This is a genomic window from Pseudoalteromonas sp. NEC-BIFX-2020_015, assembly GCF_012952265.1.
GTDB classification, from domain to species: domain Bacteria; phylum Pseudomonadota; class Gammaproteobacteria; order Enterobacterales; family Alteromonadaceae; genus Pseudoalteromonas; species Pseudoalteromonas neustonica.
The window spans coordinates 1-21359 of record NZ_JABCJL010000003.1 but is presented as its reverse complement, the minus strand read 5'-3'; the positions used below and the strand labels follow the sequence as shown (position 1 = coordinate 21359).

The following is a 21359-nucleotide window of genomic DNA, read 5'->3' as shown; positions in this document are numbered from 1 at the left end:
ATGAAGAATATATTTACTCTGACTGTTAGCCTTGCTTTTGCTTATTTTACGACTGGTTTTTTTAGTAATTTATTATTGACTGTTGATGGATATGCTGTTGCTTCATGGCCGCCATCGGGTATCGCTTTAGCTGGTTTTTTATTATGTGGGCGCCGAGCTTTAGCGGGGATTTTGCTCGGTGCACTGCTTACTAATCTTGCTCACCTTGATCGTGTTGTTGATATATTACATTGGCAAGTATTCCTTCAGGCTTTAATAGTTTCTTTAGCTGCAACTTTTCAGGCGTGGTTTGGTAGCTACCTCATTGTAAATGTAGTTAAAGCCCCTTTAGATTTATCATCTTTAAAACGCAGCGTTCATAGCTTAATTGTTGCAGGCCCTATTTGTTGTGTTATTGCAGCGTCAATAGGCACTACACTGTTGGTTTATAATCAGGTTATTCCTGCCCATGTCGCCGTTGATAATTTTATAGCATGGTGGATTGGCGACAGTATAGGGGTGTTGATTTTTACACCGCTAATATTGGCAGCGTTCAATTATTCACAAATGCGCCATCGACTACAGGTTATTCTCCCTTCGTTATTTATCTATATGGTGATTAGCCTGAGTTTTTACGCTGCGGCTAGTGTCAAAAAAGAAAAAAACATTCAAAAACAAAGTGCTAAGATTGCTGCTGTGCAATCTGAAATCAATCATAAAATATCTGAAATAACAGGGCATTTGACTCTTCTCGCGACCTTTTTTGCCAGTAGTGATGAGGTTAATTACCAAGAGTTTAAGCGCTTCACTTCAAAGCAGTTGGATTATAGCCATGAAATTTTAGCATTTGAATGGGTACCGCGTGTTACTAAAGCCGAGCTAACCCAATACCAACAGGGTATTCAGCTTGAAGGGGTTGATGATTTTTATATTAAAGAAAAGTCATCAGGACAAAGCTGGCAGCCTGTCTCAATTCGAGATGAGTACTACCCTGTGCAATATGCCCATCCAATAGTAGGAAATGAGGTTGTACTTGGGTTTGATTTGGCTTCCAATGAGCAGCGATATGATGCGTTAATGATGTCAAAAGCATTGAATGAATTGGTAATAAGTGAACCTATAGGGTTAGTCCAAAGTAATGCTGATGGTAATGGTGTATTGTTTTTCTTCCCTGTGTTTGGAGATTTAGATACTCAGGGTGATTTTAAAGGGTTTGTTGTTGGGGTGGTGAGTTTATCGCGCTTATCTCAATCGTTATGGTTTAATCATGACAGTAAGATAAGCGCCCATTTTTACGATGTAACAGATGAGAATGATCAGCAATTAATTTATCAAACTCAAAGTGCGAATGTTGAATTGCTTAACGAGTATCAACTTTTACTTGGAAAGCGTATTTGGCAAGTGCAGCTATTTGAGCCTAAATCAAAAACATCATGGGTCATGTATTGGCTTGCACAAATAGTGGGTATGTTATTTGTTTGGTTGTTAATTACCTTCTTGATATCAGTAACGGGTACTAATATTCAGGTGAGGGAGCAAGTTGCTCAGCAAACACGGATTTTACGTCAAGAAAAACAAAAAGCAGATGAAGCGAGTCAAATCAAAAGCCAATTTTTAGCGAACATGAGTCATGAAGTACGCACACCAATAAACGGTATTAAAGGTTTGCATTATTTAGCGTTGCAACAGCAAGATTGGCAACAAGGTCGCCGTTACATAGAACAAGCTGATGGTGCACTTAGCGTGCTTTTGAGGGTGCTGAATGATGTGCTCGACTATTCAAAAATGGAAGCCGATAAGCTTGATTTAGCACAAGAACCCATAAAGGTTAATCACCTTATTGATGAGGTTATGAACTTAGTGCAATTTGAGGCGGATATTAAAGCACTCAATTTGCAGTTGGAGTTAGATCGTGGCGCACAATTACAGATAGATACCGATCCAATTCGGCTAAAGCAAGTGTTATTAAACTTACTAAATAATGCCATTAAGTTTACCGCAACAGGGACTATTACATTAAAAATATGGCAAAGTGAGAGCGTTACTTATTTTAGTGTAAATGACACCGGCATAGGTATTAACGACAATGCTCAACAGCAATTATTCCAACCGTTTGCACAAGCTGACAGTTCTACTTCACGCCAGTATGGTGGTACAGGTTTGGGTTTAAGTATTTGCAAGAAGCTGGTTGAGTTAATGGGAGGGGCAATAGGCCTGGAAAGCAAGCAAGGACTGGGCTCTACATTTACTTTTACTTTGCCACGCATTTCACCGCTAGCAAAAACAGAGCAGTTAGAAACACGCTTCAACGACATAGATACAAGCAGCTTATCGTTTGTTGATTTTAAAATATTATTAGTAGAAGACAACCCCCTAAACCAACATGTTGCAACTGCAATATTAAAAACAAAAGGGTGCGTTGCGGATATTGCTAATGATGGTTTTGAGGCGATTGAAAAAGTGTCACAGACACCTTATGACCTAGTTCTTATGGATATTCAAATGCCTAATATGGATGGTTTACAAGCGACTAAGGTTATTCGTAATGAGCTATTTATGAGCGAGTTGCCTATTATTGGCTTATCAGCAAATGCGCATGATGAGGATGCGAAAAAAGCATTAGCAACAGGTATGGACGATTACTTAACTAAACCAATTGATGCTGATAAATTATTTAAAACGATGTGGCATTATTTACAATAAGTGTATACCCAAGCCGCCTCAAGATGCAGACTTCAGCGTTTCACAGGTGTTTAATATCAAGGCGTTACTTTGCAATAATGGTCATCCCTTTTAATAAGTAACAACGCTGAAAGTAAGCGCCTGTGAAACGCCCAACGGGTTGGTTTAAAAGCGATTTATACAGCGTTACTTTTATAAGGGAATGATTTTAACAAGGGAACAACCATTATTTGCAATCAATGCCTTGCCTAAATCGCTTTTAACTCCAACTGAAACTGCATCTTGAGGTGGCTTGGGTATATAAAGCGTTTTTGGCATTTATTTTAAATGTTTTCATCTTTGTCATGCAGACAAATGACCTCAATAAAGAAAACAAAATCATCTAAACTTGAATTACCTATTTAAGTGCGTATGATCCGCGCAAATTTAACTGACTGAGTGCTAATTATGATTAATAAAAAACTCCCTTTGCTAGATATCCATCGCCATTTAGACGGTAATGTTCGTGCGCAAACTATTCTTGATTTGGGCCGTCAGTTCAATATCAAATTACCCGCCGATAATGTGGCGGCGCTAATACCGCATGTGCAAGTCATTGATCCAGAACCAAACCTAATGGCCTTTTTGCAAAAATTAGATTGGGGTGTCGCCGTACTGGGTGATTATGATGCCTGTCGTCGTATTGCAATTGAAAACATTGAAGATGCACAAGCGCAAGGTTTAGATTATGTTGAGCTTCGTTTTAGCCCTTATTATATGGCGCAAAGCCAAGGGCTGCATCCGCAAGGCGTTGTAGAAGCCGTGGTTGATGGTATAAAAAGTGCCACTCAAAGCAGCAGTGTTAAAGCTAATTTAATTGGCATTATGTCACGTACTTATGGCACCAAAATTTGTCAACAAGAGCTTGATGCGTTGCTTGCATTTAAAAATGATTTAGTGGCTGTAGATTTAGCCGGTGATGAAATTGGTTTTCCGGGAGAGCTATTTGTTGATCACTTTAAACAGGTCCGAAATGCCTACCTAGCCGCTACTATTCATGCGGGCGAAGCACTTGGTGCTGCAAGTATTTGGCAAGCAATTAATGAGCTTGGAGCAGAGCGTATTGGCCATGGTGTAAAAGCGATTGAAGATGTAAAGCTAATGGACTATCTGCGAGATAATCGCATAGGCATTGAATCATGCTTAACCAGTAATGTGCAAACGAGTACCGTTGCTAGCTTAGATGTGCATCCACTGAAACGCTTTTTAGATCATGGTATTTTAGCGTGTATTAATACGGATGATCCTGCTGTTGAAGGCATTGAAATTGAGCATGAATATGCAGTTGCCGCACCAGCTGCTGGTCTGACGCAAGCTGACATGGAAAAAGCGCAAGTAAATGCACTCGAGATAGCCTATTTGAGTGATGCTGAAAAGCAACAGTTAAAACACAGTGCCGCTGCTAAATAGCAGCGACGTACGCCACCTAATGTTCTTTTTGACAGCTTAAGTAGTTGTCAAAAAGAGCTTTAAGAATATCGCTTCGGCCAATCATACCAATCACCGTTGTGCCCTCTACAACAGGGTAATTTTTTGGCTTTCCCGTTTTCATTTGTTCGGCTAGTTCAATAATATTGGTATCACCGCTGACGGTAACTACATCAGTTTGCATCAGCTGAGCTACTTTGACTACGCCATCACAAAAATAACTATTTTGCATTAAAGGTTTTAGTAGTTCTTGTTCAGAAATAAAACCTACCAAACACTTATCCTCATTAAATACAGGTGCCCCCATCAGTTTGAATTTTTGTAATTCTGAAATAGCCGTAGTCATTTCAGTTTCAGGTGTGATATTGGGTAGTTTGCGTTGCATAAAATCTTTTACTTTTGTATTTAACATTTGGGTCTCTCCCCGTTAATGACTTGTACAAAGTATGGTTAATGAATGGGTTTTTGGGAAATTGTTTATGTTGATTGCTCTGATAGGTTAAAACAATCAGATCACCAGTTGGTGGTAATTTATTTATTTTCCGGGCAATCAATATCAACGTGGTATTTTGCTTTAACTAACTCAATATAGTGTGAGAGACTTTTGTGTGAACTGGTATTGAATGTATTCGCTAGTGAGGTAATGCTTTGAATGCGATCTAAGCGAAATTCCCGATAGTCATTACGTAATTGGCAGTGAGCGATGAGCGTCCATTTTGCGCCCCAATATACGAGCCCAAGAGGATCTACAATGCGGTGGCTTGGCTGCTGGTTAACATCTAGGTAATGAAATTCAATACAGGTTTTATTGGTAATAGCTTTACGAAGTTGCAATGTAATTTCTTGATGGGTTTTATCATGGTTAAAGGCCGATACTAAATAAGGTAATTCTTCGACTTGCTGTTTTAGCTTTTCAGGCAATACGGCATTTATTTTAGCTATTGCAGCTTGGGCTTTGGCAGCTAATTGTGGGTCAGTCCATGCACTCACCATTTTACTACCTAGTAGAAGCGCTTGTAATTCTTCTAATGTAAACATCATTGGGGGAAGATCGTAGTGTGCTATTAGGTAACCCACCCCCGTATCACCTTCAATGGGCACGCCAGAACTTTGAAGGTGTTGAATATCGCGATAAATGGTTCGTTGAGATACTTGCAGTCGATTAGCAAGTTCATTTGCAGTAACCGCAAAGCGGCGACCTTTTAGCATATTTACTAATTGAAACAGCCGCTCTGATTTATGCACGAACGTATCCTTTATCGTTTAAGTTAATGTATTTACGCGGATTTTTAGGAAGTAATTTAACTCAGACTTTAGGTGACTCAACTTTGCTGGCAAGCTGTTTGGCTTAATACTTCGTAATGGGTTAATTGTACACTTTGTTTTTCAATTAATGCTGCAAATTGTTGGCACTGCTCGTTTTCAAAAAACATATCACTCACTCGTTTCGCATCTGCGGGAGTCGCAAAGTATATAACATCAATATATTGCTGGGTTTCTGCTTGTTTAGCAAGTGAGCGATAAAACACTCCTGGCTGCTTGTCGATAAAGTTTTGGAAGGTATTATTGGCGATATGAAATTGTGCCAAATCTGTGTCGTTATTTAGTTTAAAAGTGATAACTTCGATTACGTTAGTGGTCATAATTGTGCTCCTTGTTTAAGAGCGAACAGTAAACCATAATGTATTGTCAGGGAGTGTCAGTAGCCAGCTTAATTATATCAATTTGGTGCAATTGAAATAATTAAGCTGGCTATAATGGATTTTTTTATTACTTAATAAACGCGAATGCGTCAGCGTACATGTTTTCGCGGATTGCACCATGAGCAATAAAATCATCTCGTACGATGCCAATCATGTCAAAACGCCCTGCCATGTAAATATCATATGGCGAAAGGGAGGCAATATCGCTCATCACGGCTTTATGTACGTAGCCAGTATGGCCTGTCCAGCTGTCTGTTGGGTTTTCAACGACAGGGATAAAAGTAAAGTTTTCTCGGCTATTAGCCCACGTTTGCATTTCAGTGTGTGCATATAAAGCCGATTCTTCACGTACACCCCAGTAAAATAAAACAGGGCGGTCACAACCAATTTCGCTTAAATGATCAGCCATTGATTTTGCGTATGAAAAACCAGTGCCGCCAGCGAGTAAAATAATCGGGCGTTCGCATTGTAGGCGTAGTTGCGAAATACCTAAGCCCGTTTCAATGGTTACTTTGGTATTGTTAGTGTGTGCATCACGTAAATGTTCAAGGGTTTGCATGGCGTATGAGTCAACTGCAGATGCGCCAATATGTAATTCAAGCTCGTCACACTGTGAAGGACGGCTAGCAATTGAAAATGCACGCTTGTCTTTCTCACCAAGCACAACTTGTAAGTATTGGCCTGCTTCAAATTTAACACTTTCAATTGGTTTTAAAATAACTTTGTGAACAAATTCAGTTAATGGGCTGATAGCAACAACGTCAGCATGTAATGTTTGCATGGTTTACCTTTTAGCACTGTTTGCAGATACGCATTCGAATTTCTCAATTCTAGCATATCAGCACAGGGGTTTTATAGACTGTTAATTCATCAGTTAGATGATCAAACTATAGAATATCAAGACTTTGCCAAATATCATCAACACGGTCTTTAGTGGCTTGGTCCATAACGATAGGTTCACCCCATTCGCGCGTTGTTTCACCAGGCCATTTGTTGGTTGCATCCATACCCATTTTAGAACCAAGGCCAGAAACAGGTGATGCAAAATCTAAATAGTCAATCGGTGTATTTTCAATTAAAGTTGTATCACGAGCGGGATCCATGCGTGTTGTAATAGCCCAAATTACGTCGTTCCAGTCTCGGGCATTGACGTCGTCATCACACACGATTACAAACTTAGTGTACATAAATTGACGTAAAAACGACCATACCCCCATCATTACGCGTTTAGCATGGCCAGGGTATTGTTTTTTCATGGTCACGACAGCCATGCGGTATGAACAACCTTCAGGCGGTAAGTAAAAATCGACAATCTCAGGAAATTGCTTTTGTAAGATTGGTACGAATACTTCGTTTAGTGCAACGCCTAGAATTGCAGGTTCATCTGGTGGACGGCCGGTAAAAGTACTGTGGTAAATTGGATCCTTGCGATGCGTCATATGTGTGACGGTCATAACTGGAAATTCATCCACTTCATTGTAGTAACCAGTGTGATCGCCATAAGGGCCTTCTGGCGCTACTTCACCAGGCATGATATAGCCTTCCAATATGATTTCAGCACTGGCAGGCACTTGTAGATCATTTGATATCGACTTAACTACTTCTGTTTTGCTACCACGAAGTAAGCCAGCAAATGCGTATTCACTTAGGGTGTCAGGTACAGGCGTTACTGCACCTAAAATTGTAGCAGGATCTGCGCCAAGTGCGACTGATACAGGATAAGGTTCGCCAGGGTTTTCTTTACACCATTCTTGAAAATCAAGCGCGCCGCCACGGTGTGAAAGCCAGCGCATGATTATTTTGTTTTTACCAAGTAATTGTTGACGGTAAATACCTAAGTTTTGACGCTTTTTGTAAGGTCCTTTGGTGACGGTTAAGCCCCAAGTGATAAGGGGAGCTACATCGCCAGGCCAGCAATGTTGGATTGGCAGTTTAGTTAAATCTACCTCATTGCCTTCAATGATAATTTGTTGGCAAGGTGCTTTTTTTACTTCTTTGGCTGGCATATTAAGTACTTGCTTAAATACCGGAATTTGCCCTAGCGCTTCTTTAATGCCTTTTGGTGGTTCTGGCTCTTTTAGAAATGCCAGTAGTTTACCAACTTCACGAAGCTCACTAACATCATCTTTACCCATGCCCATAGCAACACGTTTAGGTGTGCCAAATAGGTTGGCTAAAACAGGCATCGAATGCCCTTTGGGGTTTTCAAACAGTAAAGCTGGGCCTTGAGCTCGCAGCGTGCGATCGGCTATTTCGGTCATTTCTAGGTAAGGGTCAATTTCTTGGTGAATACGTTTAAGCTCACCTTTTTCTTCTAGTAATTTGATAAAATCACGGAGATCTTTATATTTCATTGTCGGCTGCTTTAAGGCTTAAATTAGAATCATTATACTTGAGTCATTTTTATTAGCGAGTTTACTCGGCTTTGTTTATGCTACATTATTATTTTTCATTTATTGCCTTTCTCACATTAAAGTTTCATTGGGCTATAGTTATACTTTAGATAAGAAAGGGGGGTTCACTTGCGCAAAACTTTTATTGATAAGGTATTAATTTTAAAAGTAATTATTTTTATGGCCTGCCTTCATTGTCGTACGGGTATTGCTGCCGATGATTTATCCACTATTATTTCCCCGGCTCTTTTTAAAAACCACAGTGCTATTATGTTAATTATTGACCCTGAGTCAGGTGATATTGTTCAAGCAAATGATGCCGCGGCCTTATTTTATGGTTTCAATGTAAGTGAGCTGGAAAAAAAATCTATTCAGCAAATTAATATTTTTACTAACGAGCAGGTGGCACAAGAGCGTGCAGCTGCACGTACTGAAGGTCGTAATTATTTTGTTTTTAAACATCGTTTAGCAAGCGGTGATATGCGTACTGTCAGTGTCTATTCAACCCCCTTTAATGTTAATGGTAAAACACAGCTGTTGTCGGTGATTCATGATATCTCTTCACAACGAAGCTTAGAAAAAGAGTTATGGCGTTACCAAGAAAACCTCGAAGAGCTAATTCGTATACAAATAGGTGAAATAGAAAAGAAGCAAAGTGATCAGCTTTTACTAGCGATTATTTCAATTGCTTTACTATGCGTACTATTACTAATTTTAAGTGTACTGGCAACACGATTACGAAGAGCAAAGCGAGCAGCGCAGCAAGATAGCTCTAAGCTGCAAGCTATTTTTGATAGTATTGATGACTTACTTATTTTTGCTGAACCGAACCAACGTATTTCTGCTGCAAATAAAAAAGCACAACAAATACTAACCGCTAAAATGCCACTTTTTGGTCGTTTTATGTATGAGTTTGAGGTGAGCCAAACACTATCTAGCGATGCAATTAATGAGCATGAATATAAAGGTGCAGAAGGAAATTTTTGGGGGGAATATACCTGTACGAAAGTGGTTGATAATGATGCTCGTCACTTGGGAAGCATTCATTTTATACATGATATCTCAGAGCGTATAGCCACGCGACGTCAACAACGTTTAGCGAGTACTGTTTTTGCGACTACTAATGAGGGAGTGTTTGTTTCCAATGGCAAAAACGAAATCATTATGGTGAATCGTGCTTTTATAAATATTACAGGTTACTCACAAGATGATGCCTTAGGGAAAACGCCAAGTTTACTTAACTCTGGCCGACATAATAGTGAGTTTTTCAAAGCGATGTATTTGCAATTAAATACACAAGGGCAGTGGGAAGGTGAAATATGGAACCGACGTAAAGATGGTTGTATTTACCCTTGCTGGCTGAGTATTGCAGTCGTTTTTGATGATACAAAAAATATAGAAATGTTTGTGGCAATTCTAAACGACATTAGCTTACGCAAAGAAAATGAACAAGAAATGTGGCTACAAACTAATTTAGACACGTTAACAGGCTTGCCAAATAGGCAGCACTTTTATAATAAGGTTGATCAGCAAATGTTGCATGCTCAAGCAGAGCAAAAACGCTTAGCTATTTGCTTTATTGATTTAGATCGATTTAAAAGTGTGAATGATACCCTCGGACATGCAACGGGAGACTTATTATTATTAGAGGCGTCAAAACGAATAAAGGCGTGTATGAGTAGTGGTAACCTTGTTGCGCGCTTGGGGGGGGATGAGTTTTCTCTCCTGCTGACGAACATCAATACTGTTAATCAAATTGAACATATTGCGTTAAAAGTACTTAATGCTTTGAACTCACCTTTTGTAATCGCAGAGCATGAAGTATTTGTTTCGGGCAGTATGGGTATAACGCTTTACCCTGATGATGGCTTGGAGCGTAAAATTCTTATTCGCAATGCAGATAGTGCAATGTATAAAGCGAAAGAAAAGGGGCGAAATTGTTTTGAGTTCTTTACACCAGGCATGCATGAACAGGCACAAGCTCGCAGTCAGCTTGAGGGGGCGTTACACAAAGCGCTCAGTAACAATGAGTTTACGATTCATTATCAACCAATTATAAGTATTGATGGTGAAAGGCTCGGTTGCGAAGCTCTACTGCGTTGGTATAACCCAGAATTAGGTCATGTTTCGCCTGCTGATTTTATCCCTATTTGTGAAGAGCTAGGCTTGATAGTGCCGATTGGCGCATGGGTATTGCGTGAAGCATGTCAGCAAGCCAGTAACTGGTGTTGTAAGCTCGATGGTAACTTCTTTATTACGGTTAACTTCTCTAGTGTGCAGTTTGTCCGACAGAATGTATCTGAATTAGTTAAAGAGTGCTTGGCTGAAACAGGACTCGCAGCAGAGTGTTTAAGTCTTGAAATTACTGAAACAGTGCTTGCAGATAGTAGTGATACAACATTAAAGCAATTACAAGCAATTCGCGCCCAAGGCGTTGGTTTAGCAATTGATGACTTTGGGACCGGCTACTCTTCTTTAAGCTATTTAAAGCGCTTTCCGTTAACTAAGCTCAAAATTGATCGCGAGTTTATAAAAGAACTACCTGATAACACTGAAGATTGTGCTTTGGTCAGTGCCATTATTTCCATGGCAAATAATTTAAAACTAAAAGTGATTGCCGAAGGGGTTGAAACTCAAGAACAAGAGGATTTTCTACGCAATTTAAATTGCGATTACATACAAGGTTTTTTATATAGTAAGGGCTTACCGAATGATGAATTTGAGTTGTTTTTAGAAGCGAATAGTCCGCATATTAAAATTTAAACCTTTCAACAGCACTTGCTAAAGAGTGAGCTAGTTGGTTTACATTCTCACTTTGGCTGGCTAAAGTGTTGGCGTGGTTAGCATTGTTTTGTGCTTGTATAGTTACTTTAGCCATGATTTGTTTAATATCATTACTGTTATCAAGTTGATGGTGTGAAGAGTTAGCTATTTGCTGACTCATTTGGTTAATTGTGGCTAAGGTACTTTTTATTTTATCGACTGCTTGGTTTAGCTCACTGCTGTTTGTTACGCATTGTTGGGCTTGTTGTTGGCCATCGTTGATTTCATGATGGGCAGAACTGGCTTGATGTTGTAACGTTTGGATCATGGTATGGATTTCGCTCGTTGAACTTTGCGTTCGCGCAGCAAGAGAGCGAACTTCGTCGGCCACAACAGCGAAACCGCGGCCATTTTCACCCGCTCGGGCGGCTTCAATCGCAGCATTGAGGGCAAGTAAATTAGTTTGCTCGGCAATGCTGCTAATAGTATCTACAATTGCGCCAATTAATTGGGTGTGTTGCGTGAGCTCTTCTGTACAAAGTACTGCTTGATCAAGACGAGTAAGTAGCGCTTCAATTCGCTGACTATTCCTATCAGCAATTTGGTTTACGTCATTAGCAAATTGCGAAGCATTGGCTATTTCATTAGAGGTAATATCAGCTTGTTCACATACTGTTTGAGAATTGTTTAGCATATTTTCGGCAAGTGATGTCGCGTCTGCGATTCGTGTAAGTTGCTGCTGTGCTGCAAGAGTCATTTGCTGCCCTTGTTCGCTGGTGCTAATTGCTGATTGGTCCAAAGTATGTGCATTGTCGCTGATATCAACGAGCAATTTACTTAAATCATCACTGAGCCGATTAATATTATTTAATAATGCGCCGAACTCATCATCACTGCGTGGGTGAGTACGTCTTGATAAATCTCCTGATGCTATTCTGGATAGCGCTTTATTTACCGCATTTAAGGGTTTAAGCATTGATCTTGTAGTCAGCACAGAGATCAAAGCTGCAAATGAAATCAGTATGAGGCTAATAATTACAGCCAATGTAGAGCCTGTACTTATTGTTGACTTTGCATCGTTTTGTAAGGCTGTAAAGCGTTGATCAGCAAGTTGAGTAAGTTGGATTATTAGTTGTTCGGTATCTTGAAATTGTTGCTGAAAATCTGTGAATGTTTTTTCGGCTAAAATGCGATTAGTAAGCATTGTATTTTGCTGCTGGTAAATGGTAGCTAGTTGTTCATTAACGTCAGCCATTTGAGCTGTAAGAGACGTAAAGTTTGCTGCATTGTGTAGTTCACTGGCTTGTTGCTGTAAATAGGTAAAGTTTGAGCGAATATTATCAAGTAAAAAATCGGTGTCTTGTTGGTGCTCGCTAAGCACTTTTAGTGAACTAATGTACTTAATACTTTTTACATTACTGGCAAGAGTGAAAAGTAGATCATCTATTCGAGTTGCAGTACCCACGATTGAATCCAATAATCGCTGTTGTTGACTGGTTACTTCTAAAAGCTCTAAATCAAGTAGCGCGTTACTTAAAGTAGCGAGATTCTCTGTATAAAAACTGCTTGATTTTTCGACAGCAATGCCAGCGTCTAAGCCAGATTTTTTTGCACTGAACATGCTGGAGCTAGTCTCAGCGAGGTTTGTATAGCTATTACCTATAAGTGATAGTAGCGATTGCATTTTTGGCTGATCTTGTAGCTGTTGCTGCAGTTGAGAGAGCTTTTCGTTTAGCTTTTTTTGCTCAGCTATTGTGCGTTGCTGCTCTTGCTGTAATTTTACTACTGTACTTTGGCTATACGCGACGGCATTAAATTTAGTGATCGACAGCAGTGATAGTTGCAGTGCCTTACTTTGCTGCTGTACAGGGACTGCGAGCGTTTCAATATCTGAGTTCGCGATGCTAATTTTGCCAAGAGACCAATAAAAAAAGCTACTACTGGCTAGCATCAGCAGACCAATTGCGGAAAATGCAAATACCACTTTATATTTTATTGCAATTGTTTGCATAGCACACTCATAAATACAGGCTAAATAATGAGTGTAGCAGTCTTTTTATAAAATATAAGGATGAGAGGATATTGAGTTATTGTAAATTGCAGTGGTATTTATTGCCATCGATAATCAGCATAGCCTCTTTGCCTTTAGTCCAAAATAGCACGTTTTCGTTGGTGTATTTTACGCCTGATGCACTGCGTTGCCTTATTAGTTGATATTGGTGTTTATTGTAATCAAGCGTTGCAGACTCTTCATCTTGGTTGGTTATGGTTGCGTTGAGTTTGCTATCACATGTAAATGTATCAATATTCTCCTGCTGTGTGCAGGCGCTGAGTGTGATTAATAAGCTCGTAGTCAATAGTAGTGCTTTATACATAAAAGGTATCCTTGAGTTATGGTATTTGCACAGCATAGCAAACGAAAATTAACCGTTGGTGAAAGTGTCGCTTTACGCTATGTTAAAATCAAATAATTTTAAAATTTAAGGAACAAGGATGGCAGGCACAAACCTTTTAACATTGCTTGATGATATAACTGCGCTATTGGATGATATAGCTACTATGAGCAAGGTTGCGACTAAAAAAACGGCGGGTGTGCTCGGTGATGATCTAGCCTTAAACGCACAGCAAGTGACAGGGGTAAGTGCAGATCGAGAATTACCCGTTGTATGGGCTGTTGCTAAAGGCTCATTTTTAAATAAAACCATGTTAGTTCCTGCGGCATTGTTGATCAGTGTGTGGCTGCCGTGGTTGATAACGCCCTTATTAATGATAGGTGGTCTTTTCTTATGTTTTGAAGGTGCTGAAAAGTTAGTGGAGAAAGCTTTTCCTGCGGCTAAATCTAATGATCATAATGAGGCGGCAGATACTGATTTAGTTGAATATGAAAAACAAAAGATAAAAGGGGCAATCCGGACAGATTTTATTTTATCAGCAGAAATAATAGTAATTACTCTTGGGACTGTTGCGGGAGCGAGTTTAATTAATCAGGCACTTGTACTAAGTGTAATTGCCGTACTGATGACGATAGGTGTATATGGTCTCGTTGCTGGGATAGTAAAACTGGATGATGCCGGATTATATTTGCTTAAACAAGCCCAGCAAACAGGTAATCGCTTTAAAGAAATATTAGGTAAGGGTTTACTAGCGGCTGCCCCACGTTTAATGCAGTTTTTGGCTTTTGCAGGCACTGTGGCTATGTTTTTGGTGGGGGGCGGTATTTTAGTGCACGGTATTAGTATACTTCATCATTGGCAACAAACTGTTACTGATTATGGCTTATCACATTTAGGAAGTGCTGGAGAGGTAATTGCGCCGCTTTTGTTTGATGGTGCTTTAGGTTTGTTGGCTGGTGCGATGATTGTGCTAATACATTATATTGTGGTGAGATTTATAGCAAAAAAGCCGACAACTTAACTTTGTCGGCAAAGTGTTAGAGTATTATTAAATTGATTGGTGGTACTTAATATTCATGTGGATGTGTAGAGTTCGCTTGATTACCTAACGATGTATTTTATTTAGCACGAAATCAAGGGTAAGTATCGTTTCGTTTATCTGCTCATGGGTATCAATACTTAACACTGTTAGTAAGTTTTTCAGTAACTAGAAATGGATCGATCACTCGTCAATTATCTTCAGTGTTAAGCTGTGATGGCCAATTAATTTTGTAGTGATTCTAATTGGCATTTTTAATCCATTATAGGTTTGAGTTTCTGGTCATGTTGATTGCTCTTCTGTTTGGCTTAGCTTACGTTATAAACCTCTGCAGTTTTATCCGACTATTACGACATACTAATGCAGGTAGTAAATAAATTGTTTCTAAGGAGGGGGTGTTGGTATAATAGGTAATATCTTGTTTTTTTAATAATAATATAAAAAGGAATTGCCGTGAAAAAGTGGCTGTTAGTATTAATTTTTTTTATAGCACAATTTAGTGCTAGTAGTTATGCAAGTACAAAGTCGTTGTCTATTGAAAGCTTCAGTAAAAGCAGTGAGTATAGTCAAGTTAAGCTTTCACCTGATGGTAGTTATATATCTGTTATTAGCAAGCCTGAAGGGAAGAGCGTATTAGTTATTCTTGATACCAATGGCTTTAAAATGAGCCATGCAGTGAGGTTTCCTGGTAATGCACAAATAGGTGATTACCATTGGGTGAGTAATGAACGAGTTGTTCTTGAAAAACAGTATCTTAAAGGTTGGCAAGATCATCCTCAGTATCATGGTGAATTATTTGCTGTAAATGCTGATGGTTCCCGAGGGAAGTACCTAGTTGGCTATCAAGGGGAGATGCAAACAGGCTCTCGTTTGAAAAAGGCGACGCCCCTTTATGGCACTTCTTTTGTGCTCGATCCTTTGACCCATGATAATCGTAGAATGTTAATAGTAACATATCCGTGGTCTTCTAATACTGAACCACATACAGTGGTTTATGAAGTTGATTTGTTTTCTGGAAAACGCCGTAAAGTAACGCGTTCACCATCTCGAATGGCGCAATTTTTAACAGATCATAAAGGTAATGTGCGTATAGCAGTCTCAACGGATGATTATATAAGTTCAACAATTTATACTCGTGGAAAATCTGGTGGAGAATGGCAAGAACTTGATTTAGGTAGTTTGGTTTACGGTGATGTGCAGCTACACGCTTTTGATAGCACGGGCAGTTCAATTTATGTAACCGCGTCAGTGAGTGGTGAGGCTGCTGGTTTGTACAAGCTCAACTTAAAAACCAAAGCAATGGAATTGATTCATAAAGAAGAAGGTGTATCGCCAAAGAAGATCTGGGTGGATGAAACATCAAAAGAGCTATTCGCCATTGAAAGTGAGTTAAATTATCCAACGTATGCTTTTGTTGATAGTGAGTCAAAGAAGAGTGTGCACTTAAAGTCATTACTCGCAGCGTTGGAGGGGAATCAAGTGCAACTTGTTAGTAGCACTGAAGATGGCAATACTAATATCATTATTGCATCAAGTGACCGAAATCCTGGTGACTATTATATGTTTAATGCACAAGCTAACAAGCTACGTTATTTATTTTCAGCACGTAGTTGGCTAAAGCCTGAATTAATGGCTGAAACAAGACCAATTAGCTACACCAGCCGCGACGGTTTAACTATTCATGGCTATTTAACACTCCCTAACAATACGACAGAGAAAAACTTGCCTCTGGTTGTTATGCCTCATGGTGGCCCTCATGGTCCGCGCGATTGGTGGGGGTTTGATCCCGATGCACAGCTGTTAGCCAATCGCGGTATGGCGGTATTAAAAGTGAATTTTAGAGGTTCGGGTGGTTTTGGTCGTAACTTTGAGCATGCAGGGCATAGAAAGTGGGGAGCTGAGATCCAGTATGATATTATTGATGGCGTAAAACACCTAATTGAGCAGGGAACTGTTGATAAAAATAACATGTGTATTATGGGGGCCAGTTTTGGTGGTTACTCAGCCTTGCAAAGTGCGATTATAGAGCCTGATATGTTTAAGTGTGCTATCGGTGTTGTTGGTGTTTACGATTTACCACTGATGTTTGATGAAGGCGATGTGGCAGAGCGTGAGAGTGGTCAGCGTTACCTTAAAAATGTACTTGGCACTGATGAAGCCCAACTAAAGGCCTTCTCCCCAAGCTACAATATCGATAAGTTAAAAGCACCTGTGTTAATAGTACATGGTGGGGAAGATGAGCGAGCACCTATTGAACAAGCTGAATCACTTGTGGCCGCGCTTAAAAAAGCGAATCATCCTTATGTTTACGAGTTATTAGAAGATGAAGGGCATGGGTTTTACAAGCCAGAGCATCGCACTCGTTATTATAAACAGGTGTTGGCATTTTTAGACCAGCATTTAACCTTGTAAAAATATGATTTTTATAATTAAAATGGCAAGCTTATAGCTTGCCATTTTTTATTTGCAGCTATTCTCTTGGCATAACTCTTTGAGTTGCACTTTTGCTTTATGGTTATTTTGTTGTGCAGCTTGCTGATACCAATAGATAGCTTGAGTTATATCTTTTGTTATACCTTCACCATCACGATACATTTGCGCAGTATTAAGTTGTCCCCACTGAGAACCTTCCTTACTGGCGAGCAAAAAGCTTTCAAATGCATCTTCAAATAAGCCATCTTTATAATATACGATCCCTTGCTGATTATTCTTATTGAGCTTTACACCTTCATATAAGGGTTTTGGTGTCGGTGGAAACATAACAAACCCACCATATAAACTGTATGCATATGGGCGAAGTACATTGTAAATAGTGCCGTCATTGTATAAGCGCTTTACTTCCTTGCGGGGTAAGGTCAATGTCTTTGATGAAAAGTAATCTTTTTGCACCAATAAGCTGGTGCGCATCGCCATTGTGATTGCTCGATCGCGTTTGTAACGATAATTGCTGACTTGAAAGGTAATAAATTTTTCGTCGAACTCGAGTACTTGTGCCACTTTCAAATTTTCTGGACGTAATGGCTCATGCGAAAACTTGTCAGCTTTTACTAAATAGGTATCAAATGCTTGAGGTGAATCTAGAATCATTTTCTTTGTTGTGAGTTCCTCAAGATGTTGTGCGTAAAAATATATACATAAACATATCAGTAAGAGTGAGCCTGCAAAATACTTTACTAATGACAGTTGCTCTAACAATGGCAATTTGATGATTGACACAGGTTCGCTGTGGCGGCAATTAGCACATTGGTATTTATATCGCCATGCCAGTGGCAGGATAGGTAGGATAGTAAAACGTAAAAAGCGACTATGGTTTTTTAATTGATAGTCATTGCTGTTGCACTGTGGGCAGGTTTTTGTTTTGCTGAAGAATGACAGTGAGTTGCTGGTATTAAAAAGTAGCATGTAGTCCTTGGTCCCTTCCTTGTTTTACATAAGTTAAAACAAGGAAGGTGAGAAGCAAAGCTGCAAACTGTAAGAAAATATGTATTATTTTGCAGGTTTTGGTTTGATTGTTGTTCTAGCATCAGCAGCCATAAAAGCAAACACAGCATAAGCGGCCGTATTTTGCTTCAGTTTTTCAGGATCTACTTTATCAAGTGTGTCATCAGCCGTGTGGTGGTAATCAAAATAATCGGTACCATCTTGGTGTAAATCAAAAATAGGTGCGCTGGTGGCATTTTTCAATGGAATTAAGTCAGGTCCACCGTTAGCGGTATTTTTTGCAATGTATTGAACATTGAGTGGGGCAAGTTGTTTAGCAATAGCACGCACCACCGGGAGTGACTGCGCAGATACATTTGACTCAAAGCCATATACTACATCAGCCCCAAAATCAGATTCAGCTGCGGCAACAATATTATCAAGCTCTTTAGCATGTTGCTTAAAGTAGGCTTTAGCACCCCATAACCCCAGTTCTTCGGCGGCAAATAATACCACGCGGATACTACGCTTAGGGCGCTTTATTTCGCTAATATGTTTTGCTGCTGCCATTGTTAATGCAACACCTGCACCATCATCGAGCGCACCAGTGCCTAAATCCCACGAATCTAGATGACCGCCAATAAGTACATATTGTTCAGGGTTTTGGGTACCATTGAATTGGCCTATCACATTAAAGCCAGTACCTTGACCACGATCTTCATTTTGCACATTGATATTTACAGTAACGTTTTTGCCCAGCGCAATGAGGCGAGCAATTTGGTCGGCATCAGGGTTGGCAATTGTTACGTTAGGGATTTTTGTTACACCGTCTTTATAGTGGCTACCACCAGTATGTGCAAAACGGTGATGTGCAGTACTGACTGAGCGCATCATATAACCAATTGCACCTTTTTTAGCGGCTTCAACAGAGCCAGTTGAGCGTGCACGAACGGCAGGGCCATAACCATTACCATCAATGTCGCGGTTCATACGGTAGTTAATATAAGCAATTTTACCCTTCAAGCTATTTGCTGGGGCTGCGATCAACTCATCAAGGGTTTCAAATAATATAACTTCAGCAGTAATACCGTCTTTTGGTGTGCTCACACTATGACCAAGTGCGGTTAAATGTAGTGTTTGTTCACTCGGGGTAAGAATTTTACCGCTTTCACTGAAGCGGCGCCATTCAGGGAACGTGGCTTCTTCTAGCCATACTTTATCAAAACCCAGCGCTTGAAATTTAGCTTGCGCCCATGCAACGGCTTTTTTATCATTTTCTGTACCAGGAAGGCGTGGGCCTATCTCAGTAGTAAGAGATTCCAGTAATTGATAGCTTAAGTCACTGTTGCTAGCATTTGTTCTGAGCTCAGCTACTTGCTTAAGTTGTTGAGCTGTAAACTCAGGCTCTGCTGCACTTACCAAAAAGCTGCTAGCAAGCAGAACCCCTGTGATGATTTTTTTCATTATTGACCTTGGCTTGTTAGATATTTACCGACTATTTAACCATTAAATGACCGACTTAAAAAATATAATGAGATAAAAAGTAAAAAGCCCGCAGTTTAACGTGCGGGCTTTTTAAAATTACTAACTAATTTAGAAATTAAACTGCGCTGCTAAACGTAAGCTAGTGCCTTCGCCGACCGTTACATTGTTTGTACCACCACCGCCAAGGTAGTTGGTATCAAATAAGTTTTCAACGTTAAGGCGTAAGTTAATATCGGTGTTACTCATAACAAATTTATAAGTTGCACCCACATCTACACGCGTATAAGCGTCTTTGGTAATTGTATTTTTACTATCAGCAAAGCGATCCCCTTCATAAAAAGCACCAGCATTGAACGCAATCGCATCGTTTAATTCGTAGCGAGTCCAAAGTGATGCAGACCATTTAGGTGCATCTGCAGGGCGTTTACCTTGTAATTTAGCATCGCGCTCGTAATTTGCATCTAAATACATGGTTGATGCCATCACAAATAGGCGATCAGTTACCGCCCCTTGTGCTGCAAGTTCAAAGCCTTTATGACGTTGTTCACCAATTTGAGTGGTAATAGTTGTAATATCGCCAATAGCGACAGGTAAATCTTCAGTAACGAGCGTGCCTGTTTTGCTAATGTCGAAAAGTGCACTGCTAAGCATTAAGCGATCATCAAACAATTGCCATTTAATGCCTACTTCTCTTTGCTCAGAGGTAACCGCATCAATCTTCATACCATCATTAATATCATTTTGATTATTAATGGTTTCGTTTTGAGGTTCAAATCCTTCAGAGTAACTAGTATATATCGTCGCTGATTCATTGGGGTGATATAGCACACCAAATTTAGGTACGAAAGATTCGTTATTTCTACCTTTCCTTGTTTGTTTATCGTAACGACCACCAAGTGAAACTTGCCACTGTGGTGAAAAAGTAATTAAATCTTGTATATAAATACCGTAGTAATCGTATTCAGTTTCGCTTGTTCTATCTGGTGTTTTATAGCTTATATCAGGTCGAGCAGGCTCATTTTGACCAGCAGTGAAGTTAAAAGAGTCTGCAGAGGTGCGTAATTGGCGGTAAAAGTAGTCAAGTGAATTAGCACCAATTAAAAACTGATGTTCAATGCCCGCAGTTTCAAATTCACCGATAAAATCAACGAATGCGGTGGTAAACTGCCAATCATCAAAACGATCGTATGGGTTCGAGGTGTATGTATTCGTTTGTGAGATGTAAGAACTTCGACTAGGTGATGACTCAAAACGCTGACGTTCAAAAGTTTGCTCGTTATAACCTAGGTTTACCTGCCAGTTATCAGATAAATATACGTTAAAATCTATACCTAAGTTTTCTACAGTAATGTCAGTAAATGCCCAAGACATATCGCGAATCGTTTTATCATCACCAATCACATTGGCGTTATCATCAATCCATGCACCAGTATCTAAGCCTGCTTTGTCATCGGTACGGTCATAATGAACACGAACAAGTGCGTTGTCGCCAATATCGTAATCTACAACTAAGGCACCTAAAAATCGGTCACGCTCACGGTTTTCACCGTTTTGATATTCACGCCAATATTCAACGTCTTGTTTTACTAAAATACCGCGAGCACGTAAGTCTTCGGCTTCTGTTAATGCACCACCGGCATCAACCATAAAGCGAGTTGAGCCATGCTGGTCGACATCGCCACCTACATTAAAAATTGTTTGTGCAGTTGGCTTTTTTGTCACCATATTAACCAAGCCGCCAGGACCTGATTGACCATATAAAATACTTGATGGTCCGTAACTACTCAGCACTAAACCTTGCTTATTGAAAACGATCAAAAATAAAAAAGGGATCGACTTGCTTGATCATTTCAACGCGTTATTCTGTTGCTTTCCTTTGATTATGATGTGAATAAATGAAAGTAAGTGGGATCGATATCGAGTCGAATATCGACAATATTAAAGCACAAATTGAAGCAGATAAAACGTTATCGACGTCAATGCGTGCTGCGATCGATTTACTGCTACTTATTGTTACGTTACTTTCTCAGCGTCT

Annotated in this window: 14 protein-coding genes and 1 pseudogene; 5 read left to right on the top strand and 10 right to left on the bottom strand. The window is 39.7% G+C overall.

Features of this window, described 5'->3' with window-relative positions; genetic code table 11:
* Together HH219_RS03045 and add are read left to right on the top strand one after the other, a co-directional pair.
* Positions 1-2682 (top strand): CHASE domain-containing protein, encoded by a 2682-nt coding sequence (locus HH219_RS03045; protein ID WP_169326590.1) that lies wholly within the window; start codon positions 1-3, stop codon positions 2680-2682.
* A gap of 426 nt (positions 2683-3108) precedes the next feature.
* On the top strand, positions 3109-4110 hold the full coding sequence (gene add / locus HH219_RS03040; protein WP_169326589.1) for an adenosine deaminase: 1002 nt from the start codon (positions 3109-3111) through the stop codon (positions 4108-4110).
* A 16-nt stretch (positions 4111-4126) separates the two neighbouring features.
* Here add and HH219_RS03035 read toward each other — a convergent pair whose 3' ends face one another.
* The 5 genes from HH219_RS03035 to ubiD form a co-directional block, all read right to left on the bottom strand.
* Positions 4127-4540 carry a CBS domain-containing protein gene (locus HH219_RS03035; RefSeq protein ID WP_054205228.1) on the bottom strand — a complete coding sequence of 138 codons (414 nt, stop codon included), beginning with the start codon at positions 4538-4540 and terminating at the stop codon, positions 4127-4129.
* 119 nt (positions 4541-4659) lie between these two features.
* A complete protein-coding gene (locus HH219_RS03030) occupies positions 4660-5373 on the bottom strand; it encodes a YafY family protein (protein ID WP_054205227.1) in 714 nt (237 codons plus the stop codon).
* A gap of 77 nt (positions 5374-5450) precedes the next feature.
* The gene (locus tag HH219_RS03025; RefSeq protein ID WP_054205226.1) at positions 5451-5771 is read right to left on the bottom strand and encodes a hypothetical protein; all 321 of its coding nucleotides are present in this window, start codon (positions 5769-5771) and stop codon (positions 5451-5453) included.
* Positions 5772-5898: 127 nt separating this feature from the next.
* On the bottom strand, positions 5899-6612 hold the full coding sequence (gene fre / locus HH219_RS03020; RefSeq protein WP_169326588.1) for an NAD(P)H-flavin reductase: 714 nt from the start codon (positions 6610-6612) through the stop codon (positions 5899-5901).
* A gap of 106 nt (positions 6613-6718) precedes the next feature.
* The gene (gene ubiD, locus HH219_RS03015) at positions 6719-8185 is read right to left on the bottom strand and encodes a 4-hydroxy-3-polyprenylbenzoate decarboxylase (RefSeq protein WP_169326587.1); all 1467 of its coding nucleotides are present in this window, start codon (positions 8183-8185) and stop codon (positions 6719-6721) included.
* A 168-nt stretch (positions 8186-8353) separates the two neighbouring features.
* On the opposite strand from ubiD, the gene HH219_RS03010 reads away from it, so the two are divergent.
* Positions 8354-10987: an EAL domain-containing protein gene (locus HH219_RS03010; RefSeq protein WP_249118436.1), complete on the top strand. Its 2634-nt coding sequence runs from the start codon at positions 8354-8356 to the stop codon at positions 10985-10987.
* On the opposite strand, the gene HH219_RS03005 is transcribed toward HH219_RS03010, so the two are convergent.
* Together HH219_RS03005 and HH219_RS03000 are read right to left on the bottom strand one after the other, a co-directional pair.
* Positions 10977-12998, bottom strand: a complete 2022-nt coding sequence (locus HH219_RS03005; protein WP_169326586.1) for a methyl-accepting chemotaxis protein — start codon at positions 12996-12998, stop codon at positions 10977-10979. The genes HH219_RS03010 and HH219_RS03005 overlap by 11 nt on opposite strands.
* A 76-nt stretch (positions 12999-13074) precedes the next feature.
* Positions 13075-13362 (bottom strand): MliC family protein, encoded by a 288-nt coding sequence (locus tag HH219_RS03000; RefSeq protein ID WP_054205222.1) that lies wholly within the window; start codon positions 13360-13362, stop codon positions 13075-13077.
* Positions 13363-13480: 118 nt separating this feature from the next.
* Between HH219_RS03000 and HH219_RS02995 the strand changes: the two genes are divergently transcribed.
* Together HH219_RS02995 and HH219_RS02990 are read left to right on the top strand one after the other, a co-directional pair.
* Positions 13481-14401 (top strand): DUF808 domain-containing protein, encoded by a 921-nt coding sequence (locus HH219_RS02995; RefSeq protein WP_169326585.1) that lies wholly within the window; start codon positions 13481-13483, stop codon positions 14399-14401.
* A 471-nt stretch (positions 14402-14872) separates the two neighbouring features.
* A complete protein-coding gene (locus tag HH219_RS02990; protein ID WP_169326584.1) occupies positions 14873-16831 on the top strand; it encodes a S9 family peptidase in 1959 nt (652 codons plus the stop codon).
* 48 nt (positions 16832-16879) lie between these two features.
* Here the strand turns inward: HH219_RS02990 and HH219_RS02985 are convergent, their stop codons facing one another.
* The 3 genes and pseudogenes from HH219_RS02985 to HH219_RS02975 form a co-directional block, all read right to left on the bottom strand.
* Entirely contained in the window at positions 16880-17821 is a 942-nt protein-coding gene (locus HH219_RS02985) for a tetratricopeptide repeat protein (protein ID WP_169326583.1), read from the bottom strand.
* A gap of 84 nt (positions 17822-17905) precedes the next feature.
* Positions 17906-19303: a M20/M25/M40 family metallo-hydrolase gene (locus HH219_RS02980; protein WP_169326582.1), complete on the bottom strand. Its 1398-nt coding sequence runs from the start codon at positions 19301-19303 to the stop codon at positions 17906-17908.
* Positions 19304-19432: 129 nt separating this feature from the next.
* Positions 19433-21100 (bottom strand): annotated as a pseudogene (locus HH219_RS02975) (TonB-dependent siderophore receptor); the annotation flags it as partial.
* Positions 21101-21359 lie beyond the last annotated feature (259 nt).